The organism is Nocardia brasiliensis ATCC 700358 (assembly GCF_000250675.2).
Classification (GTDB): Bacteria; Actinomycetota; Actinomycetes; order Mycobacteriales; family Mycobacteriaceae; genus Nocardia; species Nocardia brasiliensis_B.
Genome location: NC_018681.1, coordinates 3,128,738 through 3,150,722, shown reverse-complemented (window position 1 = coordinate 3,150,722; position 21,985 = coordinate 3,128,738). Strand labels below are relative to the sequence as shown.

Genomic DNA, 21,985 nt, shown 5'->3' with positions numbered 1-21,985 from the left:
GGATTTTGTCCGGATCCACGCACCCGCGAAAGAGGACGCGTGGATGATGTGCGGCACAGCCTAGGCAGCTTCGGAAGGTCGCCGATAGCCATAGTTTTCGGGGCCGAGGATTTCACCCCGAGGTTTCAGAGAGTGTGCATCAACCATTGCGCCGTGCGTCGCCAGATCGCGCTGCCCGGATCGATCACGGCGAAATGATCGGCGGGCAGTTCGAGCAGATCCACCGAATCCTGTTTCGTACGAGCGAGATCCGTATAGTTCCTGCCGAACTCCAGCAGATCGGGCTCGTCGTCGAGGCCGCATACGATCAGTTGCGGTATACCGAGCGGCAATCGTTCGATCGGTGCGGCCGAGCGGTAAACGGCCGAGTCCGGCGCGTAGCGCTGGCCGAGCGCGAGCGCCACCGCCCCGTCGCCCAGCTCGCGACGATCCGCCGTCCGCAGGTCGAGCACGCCCGCGAGACTCACCGCGGCAGCGACCCGCACGTCGGTGTCCCGTGCGTCGGCGGCCAGGCGCAACGCCAGCTGCGCGCCTGCCGAATGGCCGAGCACGGCGATCCGATCGAGATCGAGCCGGTGCGCCGCGGCCGCCGGTGCGAGCGCCGCGAAAGCGTCGGCGACATCGGCGACGGTTGCGGGCCAGCCCGATTCGGCCGGTCGCCGATATTCGATGTTCCATGTCGCGCAGCCGCGGGCGGTGAGATCGGCCGCCAAGGCGTGCATGAGGTCGCTGTCCCACCACGGCTTCCAGTACCCGCCATGGAGCAGCACGGCCACCGGGAACGGGCCGGGGCCCGCCGGCGTCCGCAGGGACACCCGTTGATACGGATGCTTGCCGTAGGTCAGCATCGTCGCGGGATGGAACCGGTGGAAATACCAGTCCGCTACGGCGTACCGGAGACCGGCCAGGCCCCGACCGCGGATATGCGTGCGTACACCGGCGGACCGGTCGGCGGCGCATCGCTCGAAGTCCACCCGGATCATCCGCCGCGGGACATCCCCCGGCAGCGCGGCCGCACCCGGCACCACCACGAATTCCTCGTCCGGGGCGGCGGCACGGCAGGCCGCGGCGAAGTCGGCCGGGTCGGCGGTGTGCATCGGTACCGCCGTGACGTCGTAGGCGGCGCAGGCCGCGGCGAGCAGTTCGGCGGCGGTCGCCCAGTGCGTGACCGCGTCCGGCCCGAAGACGATCCGCAGGTCGCTCATCGCGCGCCTCCCATGACATCGATCTAGCGAACGTCACGATAATGTCATAACCTGGCGGCACCAGGTAGTACCCGACCAGTGGGGAATTCGCATGACCGTCGAGCACAACACCCGGGCACTCGAACACGACATCGTCACCGACTTCAGCTCCCGCATGAGCTACGGCGGATACCTCGATCTGCCCACCCTGCTCAGCGCGCAGCATCCGGTGAGCAGGCCCGAACATCACGACGAGTTGCTGTTCATCATCCAGCACCAGACCACCGAGCTGTGGCTCAAACTCGTGCTGCACGAGACCAGGGCGGCGCGGGCCGCGTTCGACGCCGACGACACCGGCGTCGCGCTGAAATGCATTGCGCGGGTGAAACATATCCAGAAGACGCTGACCGAGCAGTGGTCCGTGCTGGCCACCCTGACGCCCACCGAATACGCCCAGTTCCGCGGCGTGCTCGGCAACTCGTCGGGCTTCCAGTCCTATCAGTACCGGGCGATCGAGTTCATTCTCGGCAACAAGAACGCGTCCATGCTGCGCGTCTTCGAGGCAGATCCGGTGGCGCACAAAGAGTTGGACACCCTGCTGCACGAACCGAGCCTCTACGATTCGTTCTGGCGGCACGTCGCGCGCAGCGGACTGGACGTGCCGCGCTCGACGCTGGACCGGGACGTGACACAGGCCTACGTGCTCGACCCCGGACTCGTTCCGCTGGTGAAGTCCATTTATCAAGCCCCACAGCAACACTGGTCGATCTATGAGACCTTCGAGGAACTGGTCGATCTCGAGGAGAACTTCCAGCTCTGGCGGTTCCGGCACATGCGCACCGTGCTGCGCACCATCGGCACCAAGCGCGGCACCGGCGGCTCCAGCGGCGTCGGCTTCCTGCAGCGCGCGCTCGACCTCACCTTCTTCCCGGAACTGTTCGCCGTTCGCACCGAGCTCGGAGGCTGAGCCATGACCACCGACGACTTCGCCACGCGCGCCAAGGCTCTCGACGAGGCCGACCCGCTGCGCGACTACCCGGGCCGCTTCCTCGGCAGCGACGACCCCGCGATCGTCGCTTATCTCGACGGCAACTCGCTGGGCAGGCCGACCAGGGCGAGCGCCGACCGCCTCGCCGAGTTCGTCACCGAGGCGTGGGGCGGCAGGCTCATCCGGGGCTGGGACGAACAGTGGTACGAGCTGCCGTTGACGATCGGCGACCGGATCGGCGCCACGGTACTCGGCGCGGCCGCCGGGCAGACCACCATCGGCGATTCCACCACCGTGCTGCTCTACAAGCTGGCCCGGGGCGCGCTCGCACAGCGACCCGGCCGCACCGAGATCGTGCTCGACCGCGACAACTTCCCCACCGATCGGTACCTGCTCGAATCGATCGCGGCCGACCTCGGGCTGCGATTGCGCTGGATAGAGCCGGAATTCACCGGTGGCGTCACGGCCGGCGAACTGGCACAGGTCGTTTCCGAACGCACCGCGCTGGTCGTGCTCAGTCACGTCGCCTATCGGTCGGGGTATCTGCTGGACGCGCCCGCGATCGCGACCGTCACCCACGACGCGGGCGCCCTGCTGCTGCTCGACCTGTGCCACTCGGTGGGCGCGGTGCCGCTCGAACTCGACTCGTGGGGCATCGATTTCGCCGTCGGCTGCACCTACAAGTACCTCAACGGCGGCCCCGGCGCACCGGCGTTCGGCTATATCCACAGCACCCATCTCGCCGATTTCACCCAGCCCATCTGGGGGTGGATGGGCCGCGAAGATCCTTTCGCGATGGCGCAGGGCTACCGGCCCGCACCCGGTATCCGGCGGTTGATCAGCGGGACGCCCGCGATCGTCGGCATGCTGCCGATCCAGGACATGCTCGACCTGATCGACGCGGCCGGCATGCCTGCGGTGCGCGCGAAATCGCTGGCATTAACCGATTTCGCCCTCGATCTTGCGCACGCGTGGCTGGTGCCGTTGGGTGTAACGGTGTCCTCGCCAGTAGATCCGGCCCGCCGCGGCAGCCACGTGACGATCGATCATCCCCGTTTTCAGGAGGTCACGGCGCGACTCTGGGAGCGCGGCGTCATTCCCGACTTCCGTCCGCCGCACGGTATCCGGATCGGATTGAGCCCGCTCAGCACCACCTTCGCCGAAGTACGCGCCGGAGTGTCGGCCATTCGCGATGAACTCACCGCACCCTGATCCCGCGACCGCCGGTGCCGTCCTCGACGACATCGACTCGCGGCCGGGCAGCGCCACCTCGCTCGCCCGGACGGTGATCGGCGCCTACGTACGTGACCTGGGCGGCTGGATCGCGATCGCCGATTTCGGCGCGATGCTCGCCCGGCTCGGCGTGCCGGAGCCGAGCACCAGGACGGCGGTCGCCCGCCTCAAGAGCAAGGGCGTGCTGGCGGCCGAATCCCGCGGCGGGCGCAGCGGTTACCGCGTCACCGCGGCCGCCGAGGCGATGTACCTGCGCGGCGATCCGCGCATCTTCGGCTTCCGGCAGATGACCGATACCGATGCGTGGCATCTGATCTCGTTCGGTATCCCGGAAACCGAGCGCGCCGCCCGGCACCAGCTGCGGCGGCGGCTGACATCGATCGGTTGCGGCACCGTCTCGCCGGGCCTGTGGATCTGTCCGGAGTATCTGGCCGACGAGGTCACCGCCATCGTGCGCGCGCTCGGCCTCGACGAGTACGTGACCACCTTTCGCGCGGTGGACCTTTCGGTGCCCGGCTCGCTGACAGCGGTCGCGGCGCAGTGGTGGGACCTGCCCAACCTCGCCGCGCGGTACCGCGCCTTCCTCGCCCGGCATCACGCTCTGCTCGATCCGGCCGAGCTCAGCGACCGGGACGCCTTCGAACGGTTCGTCCCCGCGCTCGACGAATGGCGCGTGATCCCCTATCTCGATCCCGGTCTGCCGCAGCGGATGCTGCCCGCGCAGTGGCCGGGCCCGGCGGCGGTCCGGCTCTTCGCCGACGCGCAGCACCGGTGCCTGGCACCGAGCCGGCGCTGGGTCAAAACGATGGTGTCCTGAGGCTGCGCGCCGCGGCGGGCCGACCAGCTTGTCAGGATCACCCCGCCGGTCGAGACCACCCAGCGCCTTGGCACCCCACGCGGTGACCATTGCGCCTCAACGGCTCTCGGGCGGAATGTTCTGGTTGAGATGGAATACGTTGTCCGGGTCGACCGCGCGCTTGAGCCGCACGAGCCGCTGCCACGCGGGTTCGCCGTAGGCCTCCCGGACGCGGTGCTCGCCTTCGTTGCCCAGGTGGTTGACGTAGCCGCCGCCCGCCGACCACGGGCGCATCGCCTCCCACGTCGCCCGCGTCCAATTGCGATGGGCCGCACTGTCCTCGGTCGCCCCCGGCCAGACGGCGGCGACGGTCAGCAGGGCGGTGGCGGTGCGGAAGCGGAAGGCGGCGGACTCGGCGGGCGCGTCCGCGATCGCGCCGCCCGCGATCCGCACGAGCAGTTGCGACATCGGCGAGGTGCTCTGTTCGGCCGCCGCGATCAAACGGGCGACCGCCGTATCATCCAGCGGGCCCAGCCATTCCGAGCGACCGTAGGCACAGAGTCCCGGTGCGGCGGCGTCGTCCACCATGGTCTGCAACGCGGTGTAGGGCATCGGCCCGAACAGGTCGGCGAGCGGTGCGCCCGCTGTGCGCAGCGGCCGGACCAGCGCCTGCGCGGCCGCGAAATCGCCGGTGTGACAGGCCGCCAGCGCCACTACCGGCTTACCGTGGAACTGCGGCGGCACGAACGGCGCGGGCGGCGCGGTGATCAGCGCGGCGTTCAATCCGAGTTCGGGCGGGGCGCTCCGGGCCACGTCCAGGAACACCGAAAGCGGCTCCGCTGCCAGCGGATACAGCGCCGCCCCGGCGAACATCGGCACCGGAATCGGATGCAGCCGCATCGTGAAACGAGTGACGACCCCGAAGTTGCCGCCGCCGCCACGCAGGCCCCACAGCAGTTCCGGGTGGGTGTCCGCGGTGACCTCCACGATCTCGCCGTCCGCGGTGACGAGCTGAGCGGCGATCAGGTTGTCGCAGCTGAGACCGTGACGGCGGGACAGCCAGCCGATGCCGCCGCCGAGGGTCAGCCCGGCGACGCCGGTATGCGAGACCTCGCCGCCGGGCACCGCCAGACCGACCGCCTCGGCCGCCGCGTCCAGCTGTTGCCACCGCACCCCGGGCCCGACCCGGGCGACCCGGGCGCGCGGATCGATCTCGACCGCGCGCATCGCACCCAGGTCGATGACCAAGCCGCCCTCGCACATGGACAGGCCGGAAAAGCTGTGCCCGCCGCCGCGCACCGCGATGGCCAATTCGTGCCTGCGGCCGAACCGCACCGCCAGCGCGACATCGGCCGCGGTCCGGCAACGCGCGATGACGGCCGGGTAGCGATCGATGGCACCGTTCCAGAGCCGGCGCGCGGCGTGATAGTCCGGATCATCGGGCCGGACGAGGGTGCCCGTGAAGCCGGACAGCCCGGCGGCGTAACTGGTCATGCGAAAAAGCCTCGCCAGCCGAGTCGGGCACGACCATCCCCGATTCCGGGGGTTCGGCACGGCCGCGCGACGGACGATACTGAGACCCATGCCGGAGAAATCCCTGGACTGGGTGACCGCGGGCGTCGACCGCGTCTGCCGGACCGTGTCCGGCGCGGTCGAACTGGAGCGCGCCGTGACGGCGGTGCTGCGCGAGGCCGTGCCCTTCGATGCGTGGTGCGTGCTGACCGTCGACCCCGGTTCGGTGCTGCCGACCGGCGGCTGCCATCGCAACGGACTGCCGCTCGAGTACATGGATGCGATGCTCGAGATCGAGGCGGGCGGCCAGGACGCGCTCGCGTTGCCGACCCTGGCCCGCGGCCCCCACCGGGCGATGACCTTGACTACGGCCACCGACGGGCACCCCGAGCGCAGCAGGCACTACCGGGAGATCCTGGTGCCGAGCGGGATGACCCGCGAGATGCGCATCCTCTTCGGCGACAAGGGCAACGTGTGGGGCGCGCTGGTCCTGTTCCGCGGTGCGGACGTCCCGGACTTCGCCGCGGCCGACGCCGAACTCGCGGGCGCGGCCACCACCTCGGTGGCCGACGCGATCCGCCGCGAGATGGTGCTCACCGAGATCGCCACCGAGGACGCGGTCACCGGGCCGGGGCTGTTGCTGCTGACGCCCGACCTGCACCCGGTCACCATGACCGCGGCGGCCGGGCACTGGCTGGCGCAGATCGACGACGGGGTCGACGCGGACCGCGAAATCCCGTTCTGCGTCATGACATTGGCACATCAAGCCTGGTCTCGCCCCGGCCCGGCGCGGGCCAGGACCCGGACCAGGAGCGGGCGCTGGATGACCTTGCACGCGGAGCGGCTACCGGGCGCCACCGATCAGCTCTCGGTGCTCATCGAGGCCACCCGCCCGGTGGAGATCGCGGCACTGGTCGCCGACACCTACCGGCTCACTCCGCGCGAGCGGGACGTGGTCGGGCTGCTCGCGCGCGGCTATGCGCGGACCGAGATCGCCAAGCTGCTCACGTTGTCCGCGCACACCGTCGACGATCACGTCAAACGGATCTTCGGCAAGCTCGAGGTGCGCAGCCGGGCCGAGCTGACCGCCAAACTGTTTTTCGACCAGCATGTTCCGCGCATGCAACAGGAGATACCGGTCGGCAGCACCGGATGGTATCTGCGCTGACCGCTCAGGCGACCACGCGCGTGTAGGCGGACCGGATATGCGTTTCGGCGTCGGTGAGGTAGTCGGCCAGCATCTGTTCGGCCTCCGCGCCGCGACCGTCGAGCAGCGCGCGGTGGATCTCGTGATTACGGGCCAGGTAGGGCTCGTGGAAGGTGAGCGGATCGGCCATCACGTGGAAGACCAGGCGGAGTTCGTTCCACACGCTCGACATCATCTGGTCGAGGCGCTTGCTGCGATTGAGCGCGGCGATCGCCTTGTGGAAATCGATGTCGGCGGTGCCGACCCCGGTCCAATCCTGTTCCGCGGCGCAGGCGTCGGCGCGCGCGAGCGCGGCCGCGAGCTCGTCGGATTCGGTTGCCGCGCGGTCGAATCCGCGGATCGCCGCGCACTCGACGATGCGCCGGCACTGGTACAGCTCGGCGACATCGTCGGAGGTGGGCACCCGGACGAAGGCGCCGCGGTTGAGTTCGTGGGTCACCAGCCGCTCTTCGATCAGCGAGCGGAAGGCCTCGCGCAGGGTATTGCGCGAAACACCGAGCGCCGCACAGATATCGGGCTCGGAAAGGCGGGAACCGGGCCGCAGCGAGCCGTCCAGGATGCTCGCGCGGACGATATCGGCGGTCTGTGAGCTGCGGCTGGACCGGGTCAGCAGACCTTTGTGTTCGGAAAGGGCCGTGTAGACGGGATCGGGCCGATCTACCGGTGTCGTCATCCAAACCTCCGCGGACCTGTGGCTTTGCCGTTCGAGCATAGCCCAGATCGCACTGCCAGCCGACGATCCGACTTTAGGATTGCAGAATCGTTCAACGATCCGTACTCTGCTGTGACGTAGGTCGCTCTGAGCTAGAGATTTGTGAGGCATCATGACCCTTTCCACGGACATTCCGGCGGACTCCGCCGGGACCTCGCAGCCGTTCGACTGGTTCCGAACCATGAGCGCCAAAGGCAAACGCGCCTTCCTCGGCGCGTTCGGCGGATATGGCTTGGACGCCTACGACTTCCAGGTGCTGCCGCTGGCGCTCGGCGCGATCACGTCCTACTTCGCCATCAGCTCCGGCAAGGCCGGGCTGCTCACCACCGTGACGCTGCTGGTGTCCGCGCTCGGCGGCGCGCTGGCGGGTGTGCTGGCCGACAAGATCGGACGGGTACGGACGCTGCAGCTGACCGTCGCGACCTACACCCTGTTCACCGTATTGTGCGGTTTCGCACCGAATTTCGAGACGTTGCTGGTGTTCCGGGCGTTCCAGGGGCTGGGCTTCGGCGGCGAATGGGCGGCGGGCGCGATCCTGGTCGCCGAGTACGCGCAGTCCAAATACCGGGGCCGGGCGGTGGCCTACGTGCAGAGCGCGTGGGCCGCGGGCTGGGGTCTGGCGGTGCTCGTCTACACCTTGGTCTTCCACTTCGTCGACGAGGATCTGGCCTGGCGGGTGCTGTTCTGGACCGGCGCACTGCCCGCGCTGCTGATCGTCTGGGTGCGGCGCAATCTGACCGATTCCGAAGCCGTGACCCAGCGCCGCGAATCGGCGGGTAAGCAGGCCGGGTCGTTCTTCGCCATCTTCCGGCGCGACCTGCTGCGGACCACCCTGTTCGCCTCGCTGCTGGCCACCGGCGTGCAGGGCGGCTACTACACCCTCGCGACCTGGCTGCCGACCTATCTGAAGAAGAGCAGGCACCTGAATGTCGTTGGCACCGGCGGTTATCTGTTCCTGCTGATCGGCGGCGCGTTCCTCGGCTACGTCACCGGCGGCATTCTCGCCGACCGGCTCGGGCGCAAGCGCACGATCCAGTTGTTCGCCGTACTGTCCCTGGCCTTCATGATCGCCTACATCCAGGTCCCCGAGGGGGCGAACACCCTGGTACTGATCCTGGGCTTCCCGCTCGGCTTCTGTACCGCGGCCATCTTCTCCAGTTTCGGCTCGTTCCTGTCCGAGCTGTACCCGACCGCTTCGCGCGGCACCGGACAGGGTTTCACCTACAACTTCGGGCGCGGCGTCGGCGCGATCTTCCCCACGGCCGTCGGGTTTCTGGCGTCCACCGCGTTCGGCCTGACCGGCGCGATGATGTTCGGCGCGCTCGGCTACCTGATCGCCGTGCTGGCACTGTTCGGCCTGCCGGAGACCCGTGGCCGCGAACTGGCTTGAGCGAGAAGGGATGCCGGTGACCACCGTGCCGCTGCGGATACTGCCCGCGGGTGACCGTTCGCTGCTGGTCGCCCCCGCGGACCACGCCGACCTCGTCGCCTTCGTCGACCTGTTGCGGTGCGAATTGCCCGACGGGGTGCACGATGTGCTGCCCGCGGCGCAGACGGTGCTGGTCACCCTGACCGACAGCGCGGACGGCCGGGCCGTGGAAAACGGGCTGCGCCAACTGTTCCGGCGCGCGCAGTCACCCGAGCGGGCGACATCCGAAGCGCCGGTGCCCGCCGCGATCATCATCCCGGTCCGCTACGACGGACCAGACCTGGCCGCCGTCGCGGCACTGCTCGGCACCGACACCCGCGCGGTCGTCGAGGCCCACACGAAGGCGCAATGGCGTTGCGCCTTCGTGGGATTCGCACCGGGTTTCGGCTACCTGGAAAGCACGGACACCGGGCTCGCGGTGCCGCGGCGGGCCGAGGCCCGCACCTCGGTGCCCGCGGGCTCGGTAGCATTGGCCGACGGGTACAGCGCCGTCTATCCGCGGCGCTCACCCGGCGGCTGGCAGATCATCGGCACCACCGACTTTCGCCTGTGGGACCTCACCCGGACCGAACCGTCCCTGTTACGTCCAGGTACCCGAGTCCGTTTCACCGAGGAGGCCGCCGCATGAGTGCGGGACATGCCGCGTTACGGGTCGACGCCGCCGGGGCATTGAGCACCATCCAGGATCTGGGCCGGCCCGGCTGGTTCGCCATCGGCGTCGGTGTGTCCGGTGCGGCCGACCGCGGTGCGCTGAAGCTGGCCAATCGGCTGGTCGGCAATCCCGAGCAGGCGGCGGGCATCGAAACACTGCTCGGCGGACTGGAATTGACGGCCCTCGCGCCGGTCCTGCTGGCGGTCACCGGCGCCGACGCGCCGATCACGGTGGACGGCGTCCCGCAGGCGCGCGCCGCCGTGCTCGCCCTGACTGCCGGTCAGCGGATGAAGCTCGGTATGGCCACGGCGGGCCTGCGCGTCTATGTCGGCGTGCGCGGCGGCATCGCGGCCGAACCGGTGCTCGGCTCGTGCAGCACGGACACGCTGGCCGGGCTCGGGCCGGCGGCACTGGCGGGCGGGGCCGAGCTCGCGGTGGGGTCGGCACGGACCTACCCGTGGCCGAATGTCGCTGTGGCACCGGTACCTTCGCCCGACACCGGGACCGTCGAGGTCCGCGTGCTGCTCGGTCCGCGCGACGACTGGTTCACCGATCCGCGGGCGCTGGGCACCGGCACCTGGGCGATGACCGACCGCGCCGATCGCGTCGGGGTGCGCCTGACCCGAGTGGGCGACCATCCCCCGCTGACCCGGATCAACGACAAGGAACTGCCCACCGAGGGCATGGCGCTCGGCGCCATCCAGGTACAGCCGAGCGGCGAACCCGTCGTCTTCCTCGCCGACCACCCGATCACCGGCGGCTATCCGGTCGTCGGCACCGTCGTCAGCGCCGATGTGGACCTGCTGGCCCAGTTGCGTCCGGGCCAGCAGCTGCGGTTCCGGCTCGTCGAGCTCTGAGACTCGCCCGCAGGTCGGAACACTCGGGCAATGCCTGTGCATTGACGGTTACATATATGCACAGTGCACAGTGCGAAGTGGGCAAATACTGAGCGAGTGCGTAGTGACACCCGGGCGACAGGTCGGGTGGAATGAGTGCTCGTTCGGTCGGTCGGGCACTCCCTGAGTCCCGGTTGGCGGCCGCCACGCGCGGCCCCTGACTCAGGTGCCCATCAATGCCCGTGAGGAAGACGCAATGCTGCTCTGCTTTCGTTCCGCGACCTTCGCCGTCGGTCTCACCCTCGCCGCCGCGCTCGCGGTGACCGGGACGGCGACCGCCGCACCGGATGTGCCCGGAAATCCGGCGCCCACCTGGCCGAACCGGCCGGACGAGAACCAATTCCCGCCGCTGCCCAGCGAAACCGATATCTACCGGTTCATTCCGGTGCCCATGCCGGGCGAGGACCGGTGGTACGACGATCCCGCCGACCTCGGCGCCTACGCGAACGGCGATGTCGTCCGCAAACGCGTGGTGACGAGCTATCTGCTCGGCGTGCCGTGGCCGCCGGTGCACACCGAACAGATCCTCTACCGCAGCACCGACAGCCACGATCGCCCGATCACCACGGCGACCACCGTGCTGATCCCGGGCATCCCCTGGCTCGGGCCGACGCCGCGACCGGTCATCTCCTACCAGGAGGCGATCGACGGCCTGGATCCGGCGTGCAACCCCTCGCACACCCTGCGCGCGGGCACGATGAAGGAAACCCAGCTGCTGCTGCAATTCCTCGCCGAAGGCATGGCGGTCTCGGTGCCCGACTTCAACGGCAAGACCAGCACCACGCTCGCGCCGAGCGAGGGCCGGATGGTGCTCGACGGCGCCCGGGCGGTCCGCCGGGCCGGACTCGGGTTGGCCGACGCGCCGGTGGGACTGTGGGGCTACTCCGGCGGTGGCAGCGCCACGGCCTGGGCGGCTGAGCTGCATCGCAGCTACGCCCCGGAACTGCCGGTCAAGGGCAGCGCCCAGGGTGGTGTGCCGGGCGACAAGCACGCGATGACGCAGTTCGCCATGGACGCGGGCCCCGGCATCGCGGGACAGTCCGATTTCGTCGGCTGGATCTGGCTCATCGGCTTGTCCAGGGAGTTCCCGGACGAGCTGCCACTGGAGAAGTTCCTCACCCCCGACGGCATGACCGTCGCCAACGACATCTCGCACCGCTGCCTCTACACCGCGGCGGCCACCGGCGCGTGGCGACCGCTGAAGAACTATCTGAAGGATCCACAGGCCTTCCTCGACCCGGATGTCCAGTCGGTGCTGCATCGCGACAGCCTCGGCTACGGGGACACCCCGGATGTGCCGATCGCGATGTGGCACTCCACCACCGATCCGATCATCCCGATTCCGTCGATCGAACCGGTCGTGCAGCACTACTGCGCCGCGGGCGCCAACCTGCGCTTCTTCAGAGTCCCCGCCTCGGAACACATCTCGGCCGAACTCATCGGCTACGAACCCTCGCTGCTCTGGCTCACCGCGGTCGTCGCGGGCGCCGATCCCGGCCCCACCACCTGCTGATCCGCCGGTGCCCGCAGCACAGCTCTAGCACGACCGTCCCAGTCAGTCGTATGATCGAACTCGTTTCCCGCTCGGCTCTGTAGACAGCAATGTAATTGCCACGCCGACAAGCGGATTCGCGGCTGGAGACGTCCGAAGTAGCTTGTCGCACCGGTCATTCGAGGACTTCGAGGAGAGCATCATGCGTACCGAAGGTGATACCTGGGACATCGTCAGCAGCGTGGGGATGACCGCGCTGCAGGTCGCGGCCGCCCGCGCGATCGAGACCGGACGGCCCGACGCCCTGATCCGCGACGAATACGCCGCCCTGTTCGTCGAGGCGGCCGGCGACCCGGCCACGACAGCGCTGGTCCGGGACCCGCAGCGCTGGCAGGGCACGCCGCTGATGGACGGCTACCTCGGCTTACGCAGCAAGTTCTTCGACGATCTGTTCCTGTCCGCGGGACAGTCGGGAGTCCGGCAGGCGGTGATCCTGGCCGCGGGGTTGGACGCGCGCGCCTACCGGCTGGACTGGTCGCCGGGTTCGACCGTTTTCGAGATCGACCAGCCGCAGGTGCTCGACTTCAAACGCCAGGTGCTCACCGCGGCCGGTGCCGTCCCCCGCGCGAATCGCCGGGAAGTCGCCGTCGATCTCCGCGACGATTGGCCCGCCGCACTGCTGGCGGCCGGGTTCGATCCGGCCGTCCCCACCGTCTGGTCGGCCGAGGGGCTGCTCCCCTATTTGCCGGGCGCGGCCCAGGACGCCCTGTTCCACCGCATCGATGACCTGTCCGCACCGGGCAGCAGTCTGGCCACCGACACCTTCGACAGCACGGTCGATCTCCAGCAGGTCACCGCCTATCAAGCCGAACACCTGCGCGACACCATCTACGACAAGGTCGACTTCGGCGCCCTCTTCTACACCGACGACCGCGCCGACGCCGAAAGCTGGCTCACCGCACAGGGTTGGACCACCAGCGCCCTCCGGCCCGAGCGGCTGGCCGCGGTCTACCACCGAGCCGCTCCGGTGCTCCCGGAACCGTTCAGTCAGATGATGGACGGCATCCGATACCTGAGCGCCCGCAAACCCGCCTGAGCAGCCACCGGCTGCTCGCGGGCGGCCCGTTCATCGCCGGTCGGCCAGCACCGCGGTCCCCGGCCCGCTGAGCAGCCCGTCCGCGGGGCGGCCGGTGGCGAGCAGCAGCAGCGCTCCCGCGGTGCCGTGCACCTGCGCTCCTTCGCCCGCCGACCACTCGGCGTCGGTGGCGGCCAACTGCACACCCGCCAACCGCTCGGCGATCCCGAACCGGCCCGCCGTCGCCCAGACCCGTTGCAGCGCAACCTTTGCCGCCGCGGCGGGCATCGGGTGCTCGATACCCAGCGGTACCGCGACGTCCTGAGCGTGCACCAGCACGTCCAGCAGCCGGTCGGCGGGCACGGTGCCGACCGGGACGAACCGCGCGGGCACGCTCGCGCGTAGTTCCGCGAGCAATTCCCGCGTCCCGACCCGGTCCGCGTGCCGGATCGCGACCTCACACAACGCCCGGTCGACATTGCCACGGGCCCGGGCCAGATTCACCAGGATCCAGCCGAGATGTGCGCGGGTGGTCTGCACGGTATGCGCGACCACGTCGCGGACCCGCCACCGCGAGCACAGGGACTGGTGATCCCATTGCTCCTCGGTGAGCCCCGCCAGCAGGTCCGCGAGTGCGACCCGTTCGGCGGCGGTCGCCCGCCAAATGTCCTCGGTGGTCATGGATCCGGTGTGCCGCATCGGTAAGTCCCTCTCGCTCGTGGTTGCACTACCTTAGGAACTCCAGCCGAGTGGAGGTGCAAGCTGCTGTGACCGAGGACACATCCACCCCGGTGGCCGGCATCGGCGAATTGGCCGAGCGGACCGGCGTTTCCGTGCGCACCATCCGGTTCTATTGCGACAGCGGCGTTCTCGATTACCGCCGGACCGGGGCCGGCCACCGGATCTTCGACCTGCCGGCCGCGATCGACCAATTGCTGCTGGTGCGCCGACTGCGGGCGCTCGACGTGCCGCTGCCCACGATCGTGCGGGTGCTCGGCGGCGCCGAGTCCCTCGGCACGGCGGTCGCGGTGGAGCGGGCCGCCGTCGAGGCCGAGCTCGACGCGTTGCGCTGGCGCCGGGCGGCATTGCTCGCCATCGAGCACGCGTCCCCCGGCGAACGCACCGAGCGCGTGGCTCTGCTTGCGGCAGCACATGATCGGGACACCGTGCTGGATACGCTGGTCGCGCTGTGGCGTCCCATCCTCGGTCCGCTGCCCGGCGGACTGTTCGATTCGTTCATCGATATGCACGCGCCGCTACCGGGGGAACCGGCGCCGGAACACGTGCTCGCGTACGCCGAACTCAGCGTTCTCGCGACCGATACGGACGTCAAAACGGCCATGGCACACCAGATCTGGCGATCCAACCGAGCGGACGTCGGTGATCAGCGACAGCTGGTGACGGCGGTGGCGCAGGCCTGCGAAGCGGCGGCGCCGCTCGTCGCCGCGGCGGAAAAGCCGCGTGCCGGAACCGTGCTGGACCAATACGTGGCCGCGCACGCGGCAGCCCGCGGGCGCCGAGACACGCCGCGATTCCGCCGGGAACTGCTCGTCGGCGCGACGGACCCGGATCCCCGGCTACAACGCTACTGGCGGCTCACCGCGCAGGTCACAGGCGTCACCGCCACGATCGGCGCGATCCACCACTGGATGTTCGACGCGCTGCACTGCTCGGTACGCACCGAGTAACGAAGCGGGCCGGACGATCCGGGTTCGGTGTCACGCGCTCAGCGATCGCGTCCCGCGGCGGGCGAGGTCTTGCGGTTGGTGCGGGCCCGGCGACGTGCCGCCTGCAGTTCGGCGAGCTCCTGCTCCAAGATCTCGGCGATGCGGAACTGGCCGGTGTCGTGGATCTCCGGGGTCGGCAGCGCATCCTTGGTATCGGCTGCCCCGCCGGGCTTTTCGGTGTCCTGACGCTTGATCGCCGCCGTCGTCGCGCCGGCCGACTGTGCCGCGGAAACGGGCTTCGCCGCCGGGGTGGCGGGCTTAGCCGGAGTCACCTCGGGTGCGGCAGGCTTGACGGCGCCGTTCTTGGCCGCCGGGCTCGCCGCGGCCGGCTTGGTCTCGGCCGCACGCTTCTCGGTGCTCGCCGCGGCGGGCTTGCTCTTCGCGGCGGGCAACTCGGCGGACTTACCGTTCCTGGCCGGCGCCGTGGCCGCGACCTCCGCGCCGTTCGGCACCGTGCGGACCTCGGAATCGACTGCGGTGCGACCGTTCTCGGAGGTGGCCGAGAACGCGGTGGCGCTGTCGGCCTCGACGAGCTTGTCCAGCGCGGCGAGCTTCTCGTAGGTCGAGGTCGCCTCGAACGCGGTCGCGCCGCGGAACGCCGAGCCCGACACCGCGGGCTTCTTCTCGGTGACGGCGTCGTCGTCCTGCACCACGACATCGATCTCCGGATCGACGACGGCGGTGCTCGGGCCGGCGCCCAACTCCGCCAGCGGATCCGGCTCCGGCTCCACGGTGAGTTCGGCGATCGCGCTCGCCGCCATCACGTCCGAGGTCCGCCGGTCCATCCGGTAGCTGGCGATCGGCGGCAGCGTGCGCCGGATCTGCTCGGCCGGATCCGGCAGGTCGCGGACCTGCTCGGTGGCCCGGTGGATCGCAAGTCCGTAGCGGGCGCTGGCCGCGTCGTGAATCAGCAGTGCCACACCGATCATCACCGGCGCGACGGCGTGCACGGCGGCGTCGTACCACTGCTCCGCGCGCACGTACGGGTAGGTGTTCAGGGTGACGGTCAGCGACAGCAGCGCGACCTCGGCGGCGACGACCTGCTTGCGGTTGTCGACGATGCCCCATTCGGCCACCTTGTTGGTGCCGATCATGATGATGATCAAGCAGACGCTGATCATCGCCTCCAGCAGATAGCTGAACCAGAACAGCGGATCGTCGACCCCGCCGGGCGCGATGTTCTGCTGCACGTTCACTGCCGACCACAGCATGCCCGCGCCGACGACACCCGCCAGTGCGCGCAGCGACCAGGACCGATGCCGATACAGCGAGGCCAGTTTGGCATGCGGGCTCGACTCACGGCGCTGTGACGCAATGGCCTTGCGGGCCATCAGGAGATCTCGCATGTCGGCCTTTTCGATGGCTTCGGTGGTCTGCCTGGCGCGGTCGGCCGCCGACGCGGCGGCCTGAGCCTCTTTCCAGCGCTGACCACGATCCTGGCCACGAATTCGCTCGGCCAGCTCGCGTTCCGCCTGCAGCTCGTCCTCGGACAGCGCTTCGGTCAACGCGGGATCGAATTGGTATGCCAGCCGGCCACGAGCCTTTTCGACCCGCTTCGCCAGCTGCGTGACCTCGTCCTCGATGGGATGCTGGATGGTCATTTAGGCTCCAGGAGGAGATTCGATGGCAGACAAGTGATCACGCGGGAGAAGGCTACATCGCATTTCCGGACGACGCACCGTTGCCAGCGAAAAGTGTCGATTTGCCGGGTGAATGCGGCGTGCCGCGACACGGTTTTCACCGGTGCGCGTACCAGACTGAACGGTTCACGATGACCGTGTCGCGGGCACGACGCGCCGAAACGCCCGATGTTCGCTACGGGGTTTCTGGGCCGCACGGAGGCGGCCGGGCAAAGCCTCACTCGTTCGGGCGCGTCGCGGCCTCGACCACGAAACTCGCTGCGGTCGTGGCGCTCCCGCCGATGTTGAGGGTCGCGAATCGACGTGCGTCCGGCACTTGATAATCTCCTGCCTGCCCGGTCACCTGCTTGTACGCGTCGAGCACCATACGCACCCCGGTCGCCCCCACCGGATGGCCACCCCCGATCAATCCGCCACCCGGGTTGACAGCAATCCGGCCGTTTCGCCCGATTTCGCCCGTTTCCACCGCTTTCCAGCTCTCCCCGGGCCCCGTGATACCGAGATGATCGATCGCCATGTACTCCGACATGGCGAAGCAGTCGTGCACCTCGACGCCGTCCACGGCGTCGATGGCAGGCAATCCGGCGCGCGCCAGCGCGTCCAGGACGGTCGTGCGCACATGCGGGAAGACATACGGGTCGTCCGCCGCGACCCGCAGTTTTTCCGCCAGCGGTAGCCCTGCCGTGCGGTGTCCCCAGCCGCTGATCACCGCGCGTCGTCCGGGCCGTAAATCGGTGCGCCGCGCCAGGAATCGGTCCGACACCACGACGACGGCCGCGGCCCCGTCGGTCATCTGGCTGCAATCCTGGCGGCGCAACCTGCCCGCCACCCGCGGGTTCGCGGTGTCGTCGGCGGCGAAGCTGTCCGGGGAGTAGGTCCAGTTCCTGGTCTGCGCGGCCGGGTTGGCGCGGGCATTGGTGATGTTGAGTTCGCTGATCGCGCGCAGATGCGCCTCGTCGAGGCCGTAGCGGCGGTCGTATTCGTCGGCGAGGGCGGCAAACATGGTCGGCCACACGAACTTCGCGCCCGGTGCCTCGTGGCCCACCCAGGCCGCGGCCCCCAGATAGCCCGCCGCCTGCTCCCCCGGCACGGTCTTCTCCAGCTCGGCGCCGAGCACCAGCGCGCAGTCGTAGCGTCCCGCCGCCAGGTCTGCCATCGCGGCCAGCAGCGCCATACTGCCCGAGGCACAGGCGGCTTCGTGCCTGCTCGCCGGCACACCCCACAGCTCGGGACAGACGGTGGCGGGCATGGCGCCGAGCTGCCCCTGCCCGGTGAACAGCTGTCCGAAGGCATTACCGACGTGGATCACCTCGATCTCGTCCGGCCCGACGCCGGTGGCCTCGAAGGCCGGGGCGAGCACCGCCGCGACGAGCGCGTCGAAGCCGTGGCCGGACCGATGCCAGTTGACCGCGAAATCGGTCTGGCTGCCGCCCAGTAGGTGAATGGTGCTGGTGGACATGAGTACTCCGGTCTCTCGTGCGTGGCGGGTCGGGACGGGCCCGGTCAGGTCTCGACGCCGTTGTCCCGCAGTGTCTCCCGCAGCTCGCGCCGCAGTAGCTTGCCGACCGGGTTGCGCGGCAGCGCCTCGACCAGCTCCAGTCGCTCGGGCAGCTTGAACGAGGCCACCTCGCGCTCGCGCAGATGCTCGACCAGCTCGGCCAGCGTGACCGTGGTGCCGGGCGCCGGAACCACGAAGACGCAGCACTTCTCGCCGAGGACCGCGTCGGGGTAGCCGACGACCGCGATATCGGCGACGGCCGGGTGATCGGCCAGCAGGCCCTCGATCTCGGCGGGCGCGATGTTCATCCCGCCGCGGATGATGATCTCCTTGATCCGGTCCACGAACCGCAGATACCGGCCGTCGACGCCGCACAGCTCGAAGACGTCTCCGCTGCACAGGAATCCGTCCGCGTCGAACGGCTCGCTCGTCGCGGTGCCGGGCAGATAGCCGCCGAACACGGCGGGCCCGGCCAGCCGCAGTTCACCGGTGCCACCGATGGCGGTCACCGCCGCGCCGGTACCGACATCGACGAGTTTCACCGTCGTGCTCCGGGCGAGCCGGGTGGCCCAGCGCACCCCGGGCGCGCCGTAGCGCGGCAGATGCTGTGCGCGAGTGAGCGGATCGGGGATGTCCTCGGGCGCGCTCATCAGGCAGACGCCCTCGTTGGAGCCGAAGAAATTCAGCACCGCGATGCCGAGTTCGTCCTGCCAGCCGCGCACCACGCTCGGCGGCAACGGCGCGCCGCCCGAGCCGACCCGCTGCAACGAGGTGAGATCCGCGGACGCGCGCAAGGTCTCGTTGTGCAGCAGCATCGTCAGCAGCGCGGGCGGCATGCTGGTGTGCGTCACCCGATGCCGCGCGATCTGGCCGAGGAACACGGGCAGGTCCAGCGGCTGGTGCTGCACCAGGTGCCCGCCGACGAGCAGCCACGGCAGCAACGCCGCCGCGAAACCCGCCATGTTGACCATCGGAAAAGGGTTGAGCAGCACCGATTCCGGGGTGAGACGCAGCCCGTCCTGCACGCCCCACGCCATGGCGAGCCAGTCGCCGTGACACCGCGGCACCCCCTTCGGCGCGGCCTCGGTGCCACTGGTCCAGCAGACGGTGACCCGATCGTTCACCGAGACCGTCAGGCCGCGCACATAGAACCGCAGCCGCTCGCGGTCCGCGGCGGCCACCGGGCCGTCCAGCGGGATCGCCCCGTCCGGCACGCCCGGGCCGAAGACGAACACGGTGTCCGCCACTTCCAGTGCGTCCCCGGCCAGTTCGCGGCCGGACAACGTCCCCGCCGTGATCACCGCGGTGGCGCCGGCGGCGGTGACGATGCCGGACAGCTCGCGGCGGCGGAACGAGGCGGGCATCGGTGTGGCGATCGCGCCGAGCCGCCACAGCGCGAAATAGGCGGCGGTCAACGCGATCGAGTTCGGGAGCTGCACCGCCACGGTATCGCCCTGCCGAATCCCGTTGCGGTACAGCACCGCCGCCAGATCGGCGCTGTGCTCGTCCAGTTCCCGCCACGTGAGGCTGCGCGGCGACGCGCCGGTCAGCGCAGCGAGGTTGGCCGGATCGGAGATCGCCGACGCCTCCGGTGCGGCCTCGACCCGTTGCCGGAGCAGGTCGGGCAGTGTTTCCGGCTGCCACCAGCCCCGGGCCAGATACTCGCGGACCCGGTCCGCGGGGTGACACGTGGGCACGTCCGTGCGGGCGCCGGTATCGGTTGCGGTGGTGGACGACTCGGGCATGGGCGATCCTTCAGCGGAGAAGCCGCAGCACCAGCGCGGAGCCGAGCCCCAGTGCGGCGGGAATGGCGACGAGTGCGTGTTCGCCACCCGTACGAGTGAGCGCGTCGAGCGCCTGGACGATCAGGTTGCCGCCCGTCGCGCCGAGCGGATGCCCGACCGCGAGGGCGCCACCGACCGGATTCACCCGCGCCGGATCCACGCCGAGTTCGCGGGTGAGCAGAATCGGTGTGACGGCGAAGGATTCGTTGAGCTCGAGCACGTCGAGATCGGCGACGGTGAGCCCGGCCCGGTCGAGCGCCAGCCGGGCGGCGGTGCTCGGCGCGGTGAGCAGCGGGGAACGCACGGCCGTCTGCGCGCTGCCGACGATCTGGGCCAGTGGCGGTCCGCCGAGCCGTTGCTCCGCCCGCCTGCTGCCGATGACCAGCGCGGACGCTCCGTCGGCCAGCTGCGGCGCGGTCGCGATCGTGTGCAGGCCGTCGGCCGGATGTGGCGCGCCGGGCAGGCGGCGCGCCACCCGCTGCCATGCCGGATCGGCGCCGAACAGGGCGGGTAGCGCCGCGAAGGTCGCGGTGCTCGCGTCGGCCCGGGCGCCCTCGTCGGCGGCGAGCAGTATCGTGCCGCCCTTGCGCACCGGTACCACCGAGCCGGAAACCGTTGCGGCCGTGGCTCGCTGATGCGATGACACCGCGTACTCGTCGAGTTCGGCGCGGGTGATGCCCGCGGCGGCCGCGGTGAGATCGGCCGAGACGCCGATCGTCACGAAGCCCGTGCGCTCCCCGAGGTCGGCGTCGGTGGCGATGGCGGGCCGATCCGCGAGCATCGGCACCCGGGACATCGATTCGACGCCACCCGCGACGATGAGATCCGCGTACCCGGCGGCCACCCGGGCGGCGGCGGTCTCGACCGCGTCCAGCCCCGAGCAGCACAGCCGCGACACCACCCCGCCGGGCACCCCGTCCGGCCAGCCTGCCCACAGCGCCGCCGCCCGCGCGAGGTCACCGCCCTGCTCCCCCACCACGGTGCTGACGCCGACCACGATGTCGTCAACGGAATCCGGTGGCAGCGAGCGGCTTTCGAGCGCGGTCAGGAGTTGACCGAACAGCTCGTAGGGCGGCACCTCCGCGAGCGTGCCCCCGTCTTTGCGCACACGGCCCCGCGGCAGCCGAACGGCGTCGTAAATGTAAGCGCCGGACTGTGTGTCAGGCATGGCAGATCCTCGCAAGGGTTGTCAGCGTGTGCCGGGCAGCGGGGTCCGCTGCCGAGGTGGCGGGGACGATGACGATTTCGTCCGCGCCCGCGGCGCGGTAGGCGGCGACCCGGTGGTGCAGTGCGGTATCGTCGCCGAAAAGGCCTACAGCGGCTGGTAATTCGTCCGGGACGGCCGCCAGCACGTCACGCGGGTGCGCGCCGGTCTGCGCGAGCCGGACCAGATCGCCGAAACCCGCCTCGGTGAACATCGCGTCGTAGCCGGGTGCGCGCAGGTAGCCCACCACACCGCGGCGAACGGTCGCGAGGATGTCCGCGGACGGGTCCGCGGCGGCGGTGACCCACACCGAGATCGCCGGATCGGGCAGGCTCGCCCGGCGCGCCGCGGCGCGCACGGCTGCGGCACAGCGCGAGACCTGTTCCGGTGTCACGAGATTCAGCACCACACGGTCGGCGGTGCGGGCCGCCGCGGCCAGCGCGCGGGGCCCGAAGGCGGCGACGGTGATCGACGCGGACGGTGCGGCCAGGCGCAGCCGGTATCCCGACGTGCGCTCGATCGTGCCGGTGAAATCGACCTTCTTCCCTGCGAGCAGGCCGCGCAGGATCTGCGCCGACTCCGCCAGATGCGCTGCGGTGCCGCGTCTTTCCCGGCCGTGCCAGCCGCGCACCACGACGGTGCTGGAACTGCCGATGGCGACATCGACGGCACGGCCGGTGAGCGCGGCCACGCTCGCGACACCCATGGCGATGGTCGCGGGGGTGCGCACGTCGACGGCGAGCGGCCCGATGCACAGCGGCATCCGCCCCGGCGCGAGGCCGATCGCGGTGGCCAGCGCGAACGCGTCGAACGTCGCCATCTCCCCGACCCACAAGCGATCGAAGCCGAGCTGTTCGGCGGCCGCGGCGACGGCGAGCGCGTCCAGCGGGTCCCGATCCTGCCAATACGGCAGGCTCACACTCGACGCCGGACGATCGGACGCGCTCATCGTCCCG

At 70.0% G+C, this 21,985-nt stretch carries 19 protein-coding genes; 10 read left to right on the top strand and 9 right to left on the bottom strand.

Going from position 1 to position 21,985, the window contains the following annotated elements; translation table 11 throughout:
* Nucleotides 1–125 precede the first annotated feature (125 nt).
* Complete coding sequence (locus tag O3I_RS14285; protein WP_014983637.1) at nucleotides 126–1,205, bottom strand: alpha/beta hydrolase; 1,080 nt, start codon at nucleotides 1,203–1,205, stop codon at nucleotides 126–128.
* Between the two features lie 91 nt (nucleotides 1,206–1,296).
* Between O3I_RS14285 and O3I_RS14280 the strand changes: the two genes are divergently transcribed.
* Genes O3I_RS14280 through O3I_RS14270 form a run of 3 tightly spaced genes read left to right on the top strand, consistent with a single transcriptional unit; the run spans nucleotide 1,297 to nucleotide 4,222 of the window.
* Nucleotides 1,297–2,151 carry a tryptophan 2,3-dioxygenase gene (locus O3I_RS14280; RefSeq protein WP_014983636.1) on the top strand — a complete coding sequence of 285 codons (855 nt, stop codon included), beginning with the start codon at nucleotides 1,297–1,299 and terminating at the stop codon, nucleotides 2,149–2,151.
* 3 nt (nucleotides 2,152–2,154) lie between these two features.
* Entirely contained in the window at nucleotides 2,155–3,384 is a 1,230-nt protein-coding gene (locus O3I_RS14275) for a kynureninase (RefSeq protein ID WP_014983635.1), read from the top strand.
* Entirely contained in the window at nucleotides 3,365–4,222 is an 858-nt protein-coding gene (locus tag O3I_RS14270) for a PaaX family transcriptional regulator (protein WP_014983634.1), read from the top strand. Before O3I_RS14275 ends, O3I_RS14270 begins: the two co-directional genes overlap by 20 nt.
* A 96-nt stretch (nucleotides 4,223–4,318) precedes the next feature.
* On the opposite strand, the gene O3I_RS14265 is transcribed toward O3I_RS14270, so the two are convergent.
* The gene (locus O3I_RS14265) at nucleotides 4,319–5,695 is read right to left on the bottom strand and encodes an FAD-binding oxidoreductase (RefSeq protein ID WP_014983633.1); all 1,377 of its coding nucleotides are present in this window, start codon (nucleotides 5,693–5,695) and stop codon (nucleotides 4,319–4,321) included.
* A gap of 88 nt (nucleotides 5,696–5,783) precedes the next feature.
* Between O3I_RS14265 and O3I_RS14260 the strand changes: the two genes are divergently transcribed.
* Entirely contained in the window at nucleotides 5,784–6,881 is a 1,098-nt protein-coding gene (locus O3I_RS14260; RefSeq protein WP_014983632.1) for a helix-turn-helix domain-containing protein, read from the top strand.
* 4 nt (nucleotides 6,882–6,885) lie between these two features.
* Here O3I_RS14260 and O3I_RS14255 read toward each other — a convergent pair whose 3' ends face one another.
* Nucleotides 6,886–7,593 carry a GntR family transcriptional regulator gene (locus O3I_RS14255; RefSeq protein ID WP_014983631.1) on the bottom strand — a complete coding sequence of 236 codons (708 nt, stop codon included), beginning with the start codon at nucleotides 7,591–7,593 and terminating at the stop codon, nucleotides 6,886–6,888.
* 151 nt (nucleotides 7,594–7,744) lie between these two features.
* On the opposite strand from O3I_RS14255, the gene O3I_RS14250 reads away from it, so the two are divergent.
* The 5 genes from O3I_RS14250 to O3I_RS14230 all read left to right on the top strand — a co-directional run bounded on the left by O3I_RS14250 (nucleotide 7,745) and on the right by O3I_RS14230 (nucleotide 13,197).
* Nucleotides 7,745–9,022: an MFS transporter gene (locus O3I_RS14250; protein ID WP_014983630.1), complete on the top strand. Its 1,278-nt coding sequence runs from the start codon at nucleotides 7,745–7,747 to the stop codon at nucleotides 9,020–9,022.
* Between the two features lie 10 nt (nucleotides 9,023–9,032).
* Complete coding sequence (locus O3I_RS14245; RefSeq protein WP_014983629.1) at nucleotides 9,033–9,689, top strand: 5-oxoprolinase subunit B family protein; 657 nt, start codon at nucleotides 9,033–9,035, stop codon at nucleotides 9,687–9,689.
* A complete protein-coding gene (locus O3I_RS14240; RefSeq protein ID WP_014983628.1) occupies nucleotides 9,686–10,570 on the top strand; it encodes a biotin-dependent carboxyltransferase family protein in 885 nt (294 codons plus the stop codon). Before O3I_RS14245 ends, O3I_RS14240 begins: the two co-directional genes overlap by 4 nt.
* Nucleotides 10,571–10,805: 235 nt before the next feature.
* On the top strand, nucleotides 10,806–12,122 hold the full coding sequence (locus tag O3I_RS14235; RefSeq protein ID WP_014983627.1) for a lipase family protein: 1,317 nt from the start codon (nucleotides 10,806–10,808) through the stop codon (nucleotides 12,120–12,122).
* A gap of 181 nt (nucleotides 12,123–12,303) precedes the next feature.
* Nucleotides 12,304–13,197, top strand: coding sequence for an SAM-dependent methyltransferase (locus tag O3I_RS14230; RefSeq protein WP_041563781.1), 894 nt, complete (start codon nucleotides 12,304–12,306; stop codon nucleotides 13,195–13,197).
* Between the two features lie 30 nt (nucleotides 13,198–13,227).
* Here the strand turns inward: O3I_RS14230 and O3I_RS14225 are convergent, their stop codons facing one another.
* On the bottom strand, nucleotides 13,228–13,875 hold the full coding sequence (locus O3I_RS14225) for a maleylpyruvate isomerase family mycothiol-dependent enzyme (protein WP_014983625.1): 648 nt from the start codon (nucleotides 13,873–13,875) through the stop codon (nucleotides 13,228–13,230).
* Between the two features lie 68 nt (nucleotides 13,876–13,943).
* On the opposite strand from O3I_RS14225, the gene O3I_RS14220 reads away from it, so the two are divergent.
* Nucleotides 13,944–14,864 carry a MerR family transcriptional regulator gene (locus tag O3I_RS14220; protein WP_014983624.1) on the top strand — a complete coding sequence of 307 codons (921 nt, stop codon included), beginning with the start codon at nucleotides 13,944–13,946 and terminating at the stop codon, nucleotides 14,862–14,864.
* A gap of 38 nt (nucleotides 14,865–14,902) precedes the next feature.
* Here the strand turns inward: O3I_RS14220 and O3I_RS14215 are convergent, their stop codons facing one another.
* The 5 genes from O3I_RS14215 to O3I_RS14195 form a co-directional block, all read right to left on the bottom strand.
* Nucleotides 14,903–16,504, bottom strand: coding sequence for a hypothetical protein (locus tag O3I_RS14215; RefSeq protein ID WP_014983623.1), 1,602 nt, complete (start codon nucleotides 16,502–16,504; stop codon nucleotides 14,903–14,905).
* A 256-nt stretch (nucleotides 16,505–16,760) separates the two neighbouring features.
* Nucleotides 16,761–18,002 (bottom strand): acetyl-CoA acetyltransferase, encoded by a 1,242-nt coding sequence (locus O3I_RS14210; RefSeq protein WP_014983622.1) that lies wholly within the window; start codon nucleotides 18,000–18,002, stop codon nucleotides 16,761–16,763.
* A 44-nt stretch (nucleotides 18,003–18,046) separates the two neighbouring features.
* The gene (locus tag O3I_RS14205) at nucleotides 18,047–19,786 is read right to left on the bottom strand and encodes a class I adenylate-forming enzyme family protein (RefSeq protein WP_014983621.1); all 1,740 of its coding nucleotides are present in this window, start codon (nucleotides 19,784–19,786) and stop codon (nucleotides 18,047–18,049) included.
* Between the two features lie 10 nt (nucleotides 19,787–19,796).
* Nucleotides 19,797–20,993 (bottom strand): thiolase family protein, encoded by a 1,197-nt coding sequence (locus tag O3I_RS14200; protein WP_014983620.1) that lies wholly within the window; start codon nucleotides 20,991–20,993, stop codon nucleotides 19,797–19,799.
* On the bottom strand, nucleotides 20,986–21,978 hold the full coding sequence (locus tag O3I_RS14195; RefSeq protein ID WP_014983619.1) for an LLM class F420-dependent oxidoreductase: 993 nt from the start codon (nucleotides 21,976–21,978) through the stop codon (nucleotides 20,986–20,988). The genes O3I_RS14200 and O3I_RS14195 overlap by 8 nt, the downstream gene beginning before the upstream one ends.
* Nucleotides 21,979–21,985 lie beyond the last annotated feature (7 nt).

What these genes read in the sequence shown, in the direction of transcription:
- O3I_RS14285 (WP_014983637.1), bottom strand. Translation starts at nt 1,205, where the DNA reads ATGAGCGACCTGCGGATCGTCTTCGGGCCGGACGCGGTCACGCACTGG.
- O3I_RS14280 (WP_014983636.1), top strand. Translation starts at nt 1,297, where the DNA reads ATGACCGTCGAGCACAACACCCGGGCACTCGAACACGACATCGTCACC.
- O3I_RS14275 (WP_014983635.1), top strand. Translation starts at nt 2,155, where the DNA reads ATGACCACCGACGACTTCGCCACGCGCGCCAAGGCTCTCGACGAGGCC.
- O3I_RS14270 (WP_014983634.1), top strand. Translation starts at nt 3,365, where the DNA reads ATGAACTCACCGCACCCTGATCCCGCGACCGCCGGTGCCGTCCTCGAC.
- O3I_RS14265 (WP_014983633.1), bottom strand. Translation starts at nt 5,695, where the DNA reads ATGACCAGTTACGCCGCCGGGCTGTCCGGCTTCACGGGCACCCTCGTC.
- O3I_RS14260 (WP_014983632.1), top strand. Translation starts at nt 5,784, where the DNA reads ATGCCGGAGAAATCCCTGGACTGGGTGACCGCGGGCGTCGACCGCGTC.
- O3I_RS14255 (WP_014983631.1), bottom strand. Translation starts at nt 7,593, where the DNA reads ATGACGACACCGGTAGATCGGCCCGATCCCGTCTACACGGCCCTTTCC.
- O3I_RS14250 (WP_014983630.1), top strand. Translation starts at nt 7,745, where the DNA reads ATGACCCTTTCCACGGACATTCCGGCGGACTCCGCCGGGACCTCGCAG.
- O3I_RS14245 (WP_014983629.1), top strand. Translation starts at nt 9,033, where the DNA reads ATGCCGGTGACCACCGTGCCGCTGCGGATACTGCCCGCGGGTGACCGT.
- O3I_RS14240 (WP_014983628.1), top strand. Translation starts at nt 9,686, where the DNA reads ATGAGTGCGGGACATGCCGCGTTACGGGTCGACGCCGCCGGGGCATTG.
- O3I_RS14235 (WP_014983627.1), top strand. Translation starts at nt 10,806, where the DNA reads ATGCTGCTCTGCTTTCGTTCCGCGACCTTCGCCGTCGGTCTCACCCTC.
- O3I_RS14230 (WP_041563781.1), top strand. Translation starts at nt 12,304, where the DNA reads ATGCGTACCGAAGGTGATACCTGGGACATCGTCAGCAGCGTGGGGATG.
- O3I_RS14225 (WP_014983625.1), bottom strand. Translation starts at nt 13,875, where the DNA reads ATGCGGCACACCGGATCCATGACCACCGAGGACATTTGGCGGGCGACC.
- O3I_RS14215 (WP_014983623.1), bottom strand. Translation starts at nt 16,504, where the DNA reads ATGACCATCCAGCATCCCATCGAGGACGAGGTCACGCAGCTGGCGAAG.
- O3I_RS14210 (WP_014983622.1), bottom strand. Translation starts at nt 18,002, where the DNA reads ATGTCCACCAGCACCATTCACCTACTGGGCGGCAGCCAGACCGATTTC.
- O3I_RS14205 (WP_014983621.1), bottom strand. Translation starts at nt 19,786, where the DNA reads ATGCCCGAGTCGTCCACCACCGCAACCGATACCGGCGCCCGCACGGAC.
- O3I_RS14200 (WP_014983620.1), bottom strand. Translation starts at nt 20,993, where the DNA reads ATGCCTGACACACAGTCCGGCGCTTACATTTACGACGCCGTTCGGCTG.
- O3I_RS14195 (WP_014983619.1), bottom strand. Translation starts at nt 21,978, where the DNA reads ATGAGCGCGTCCGATCGTCCGGCGTCGAGTGTGAGCCTGCCGTATTGG.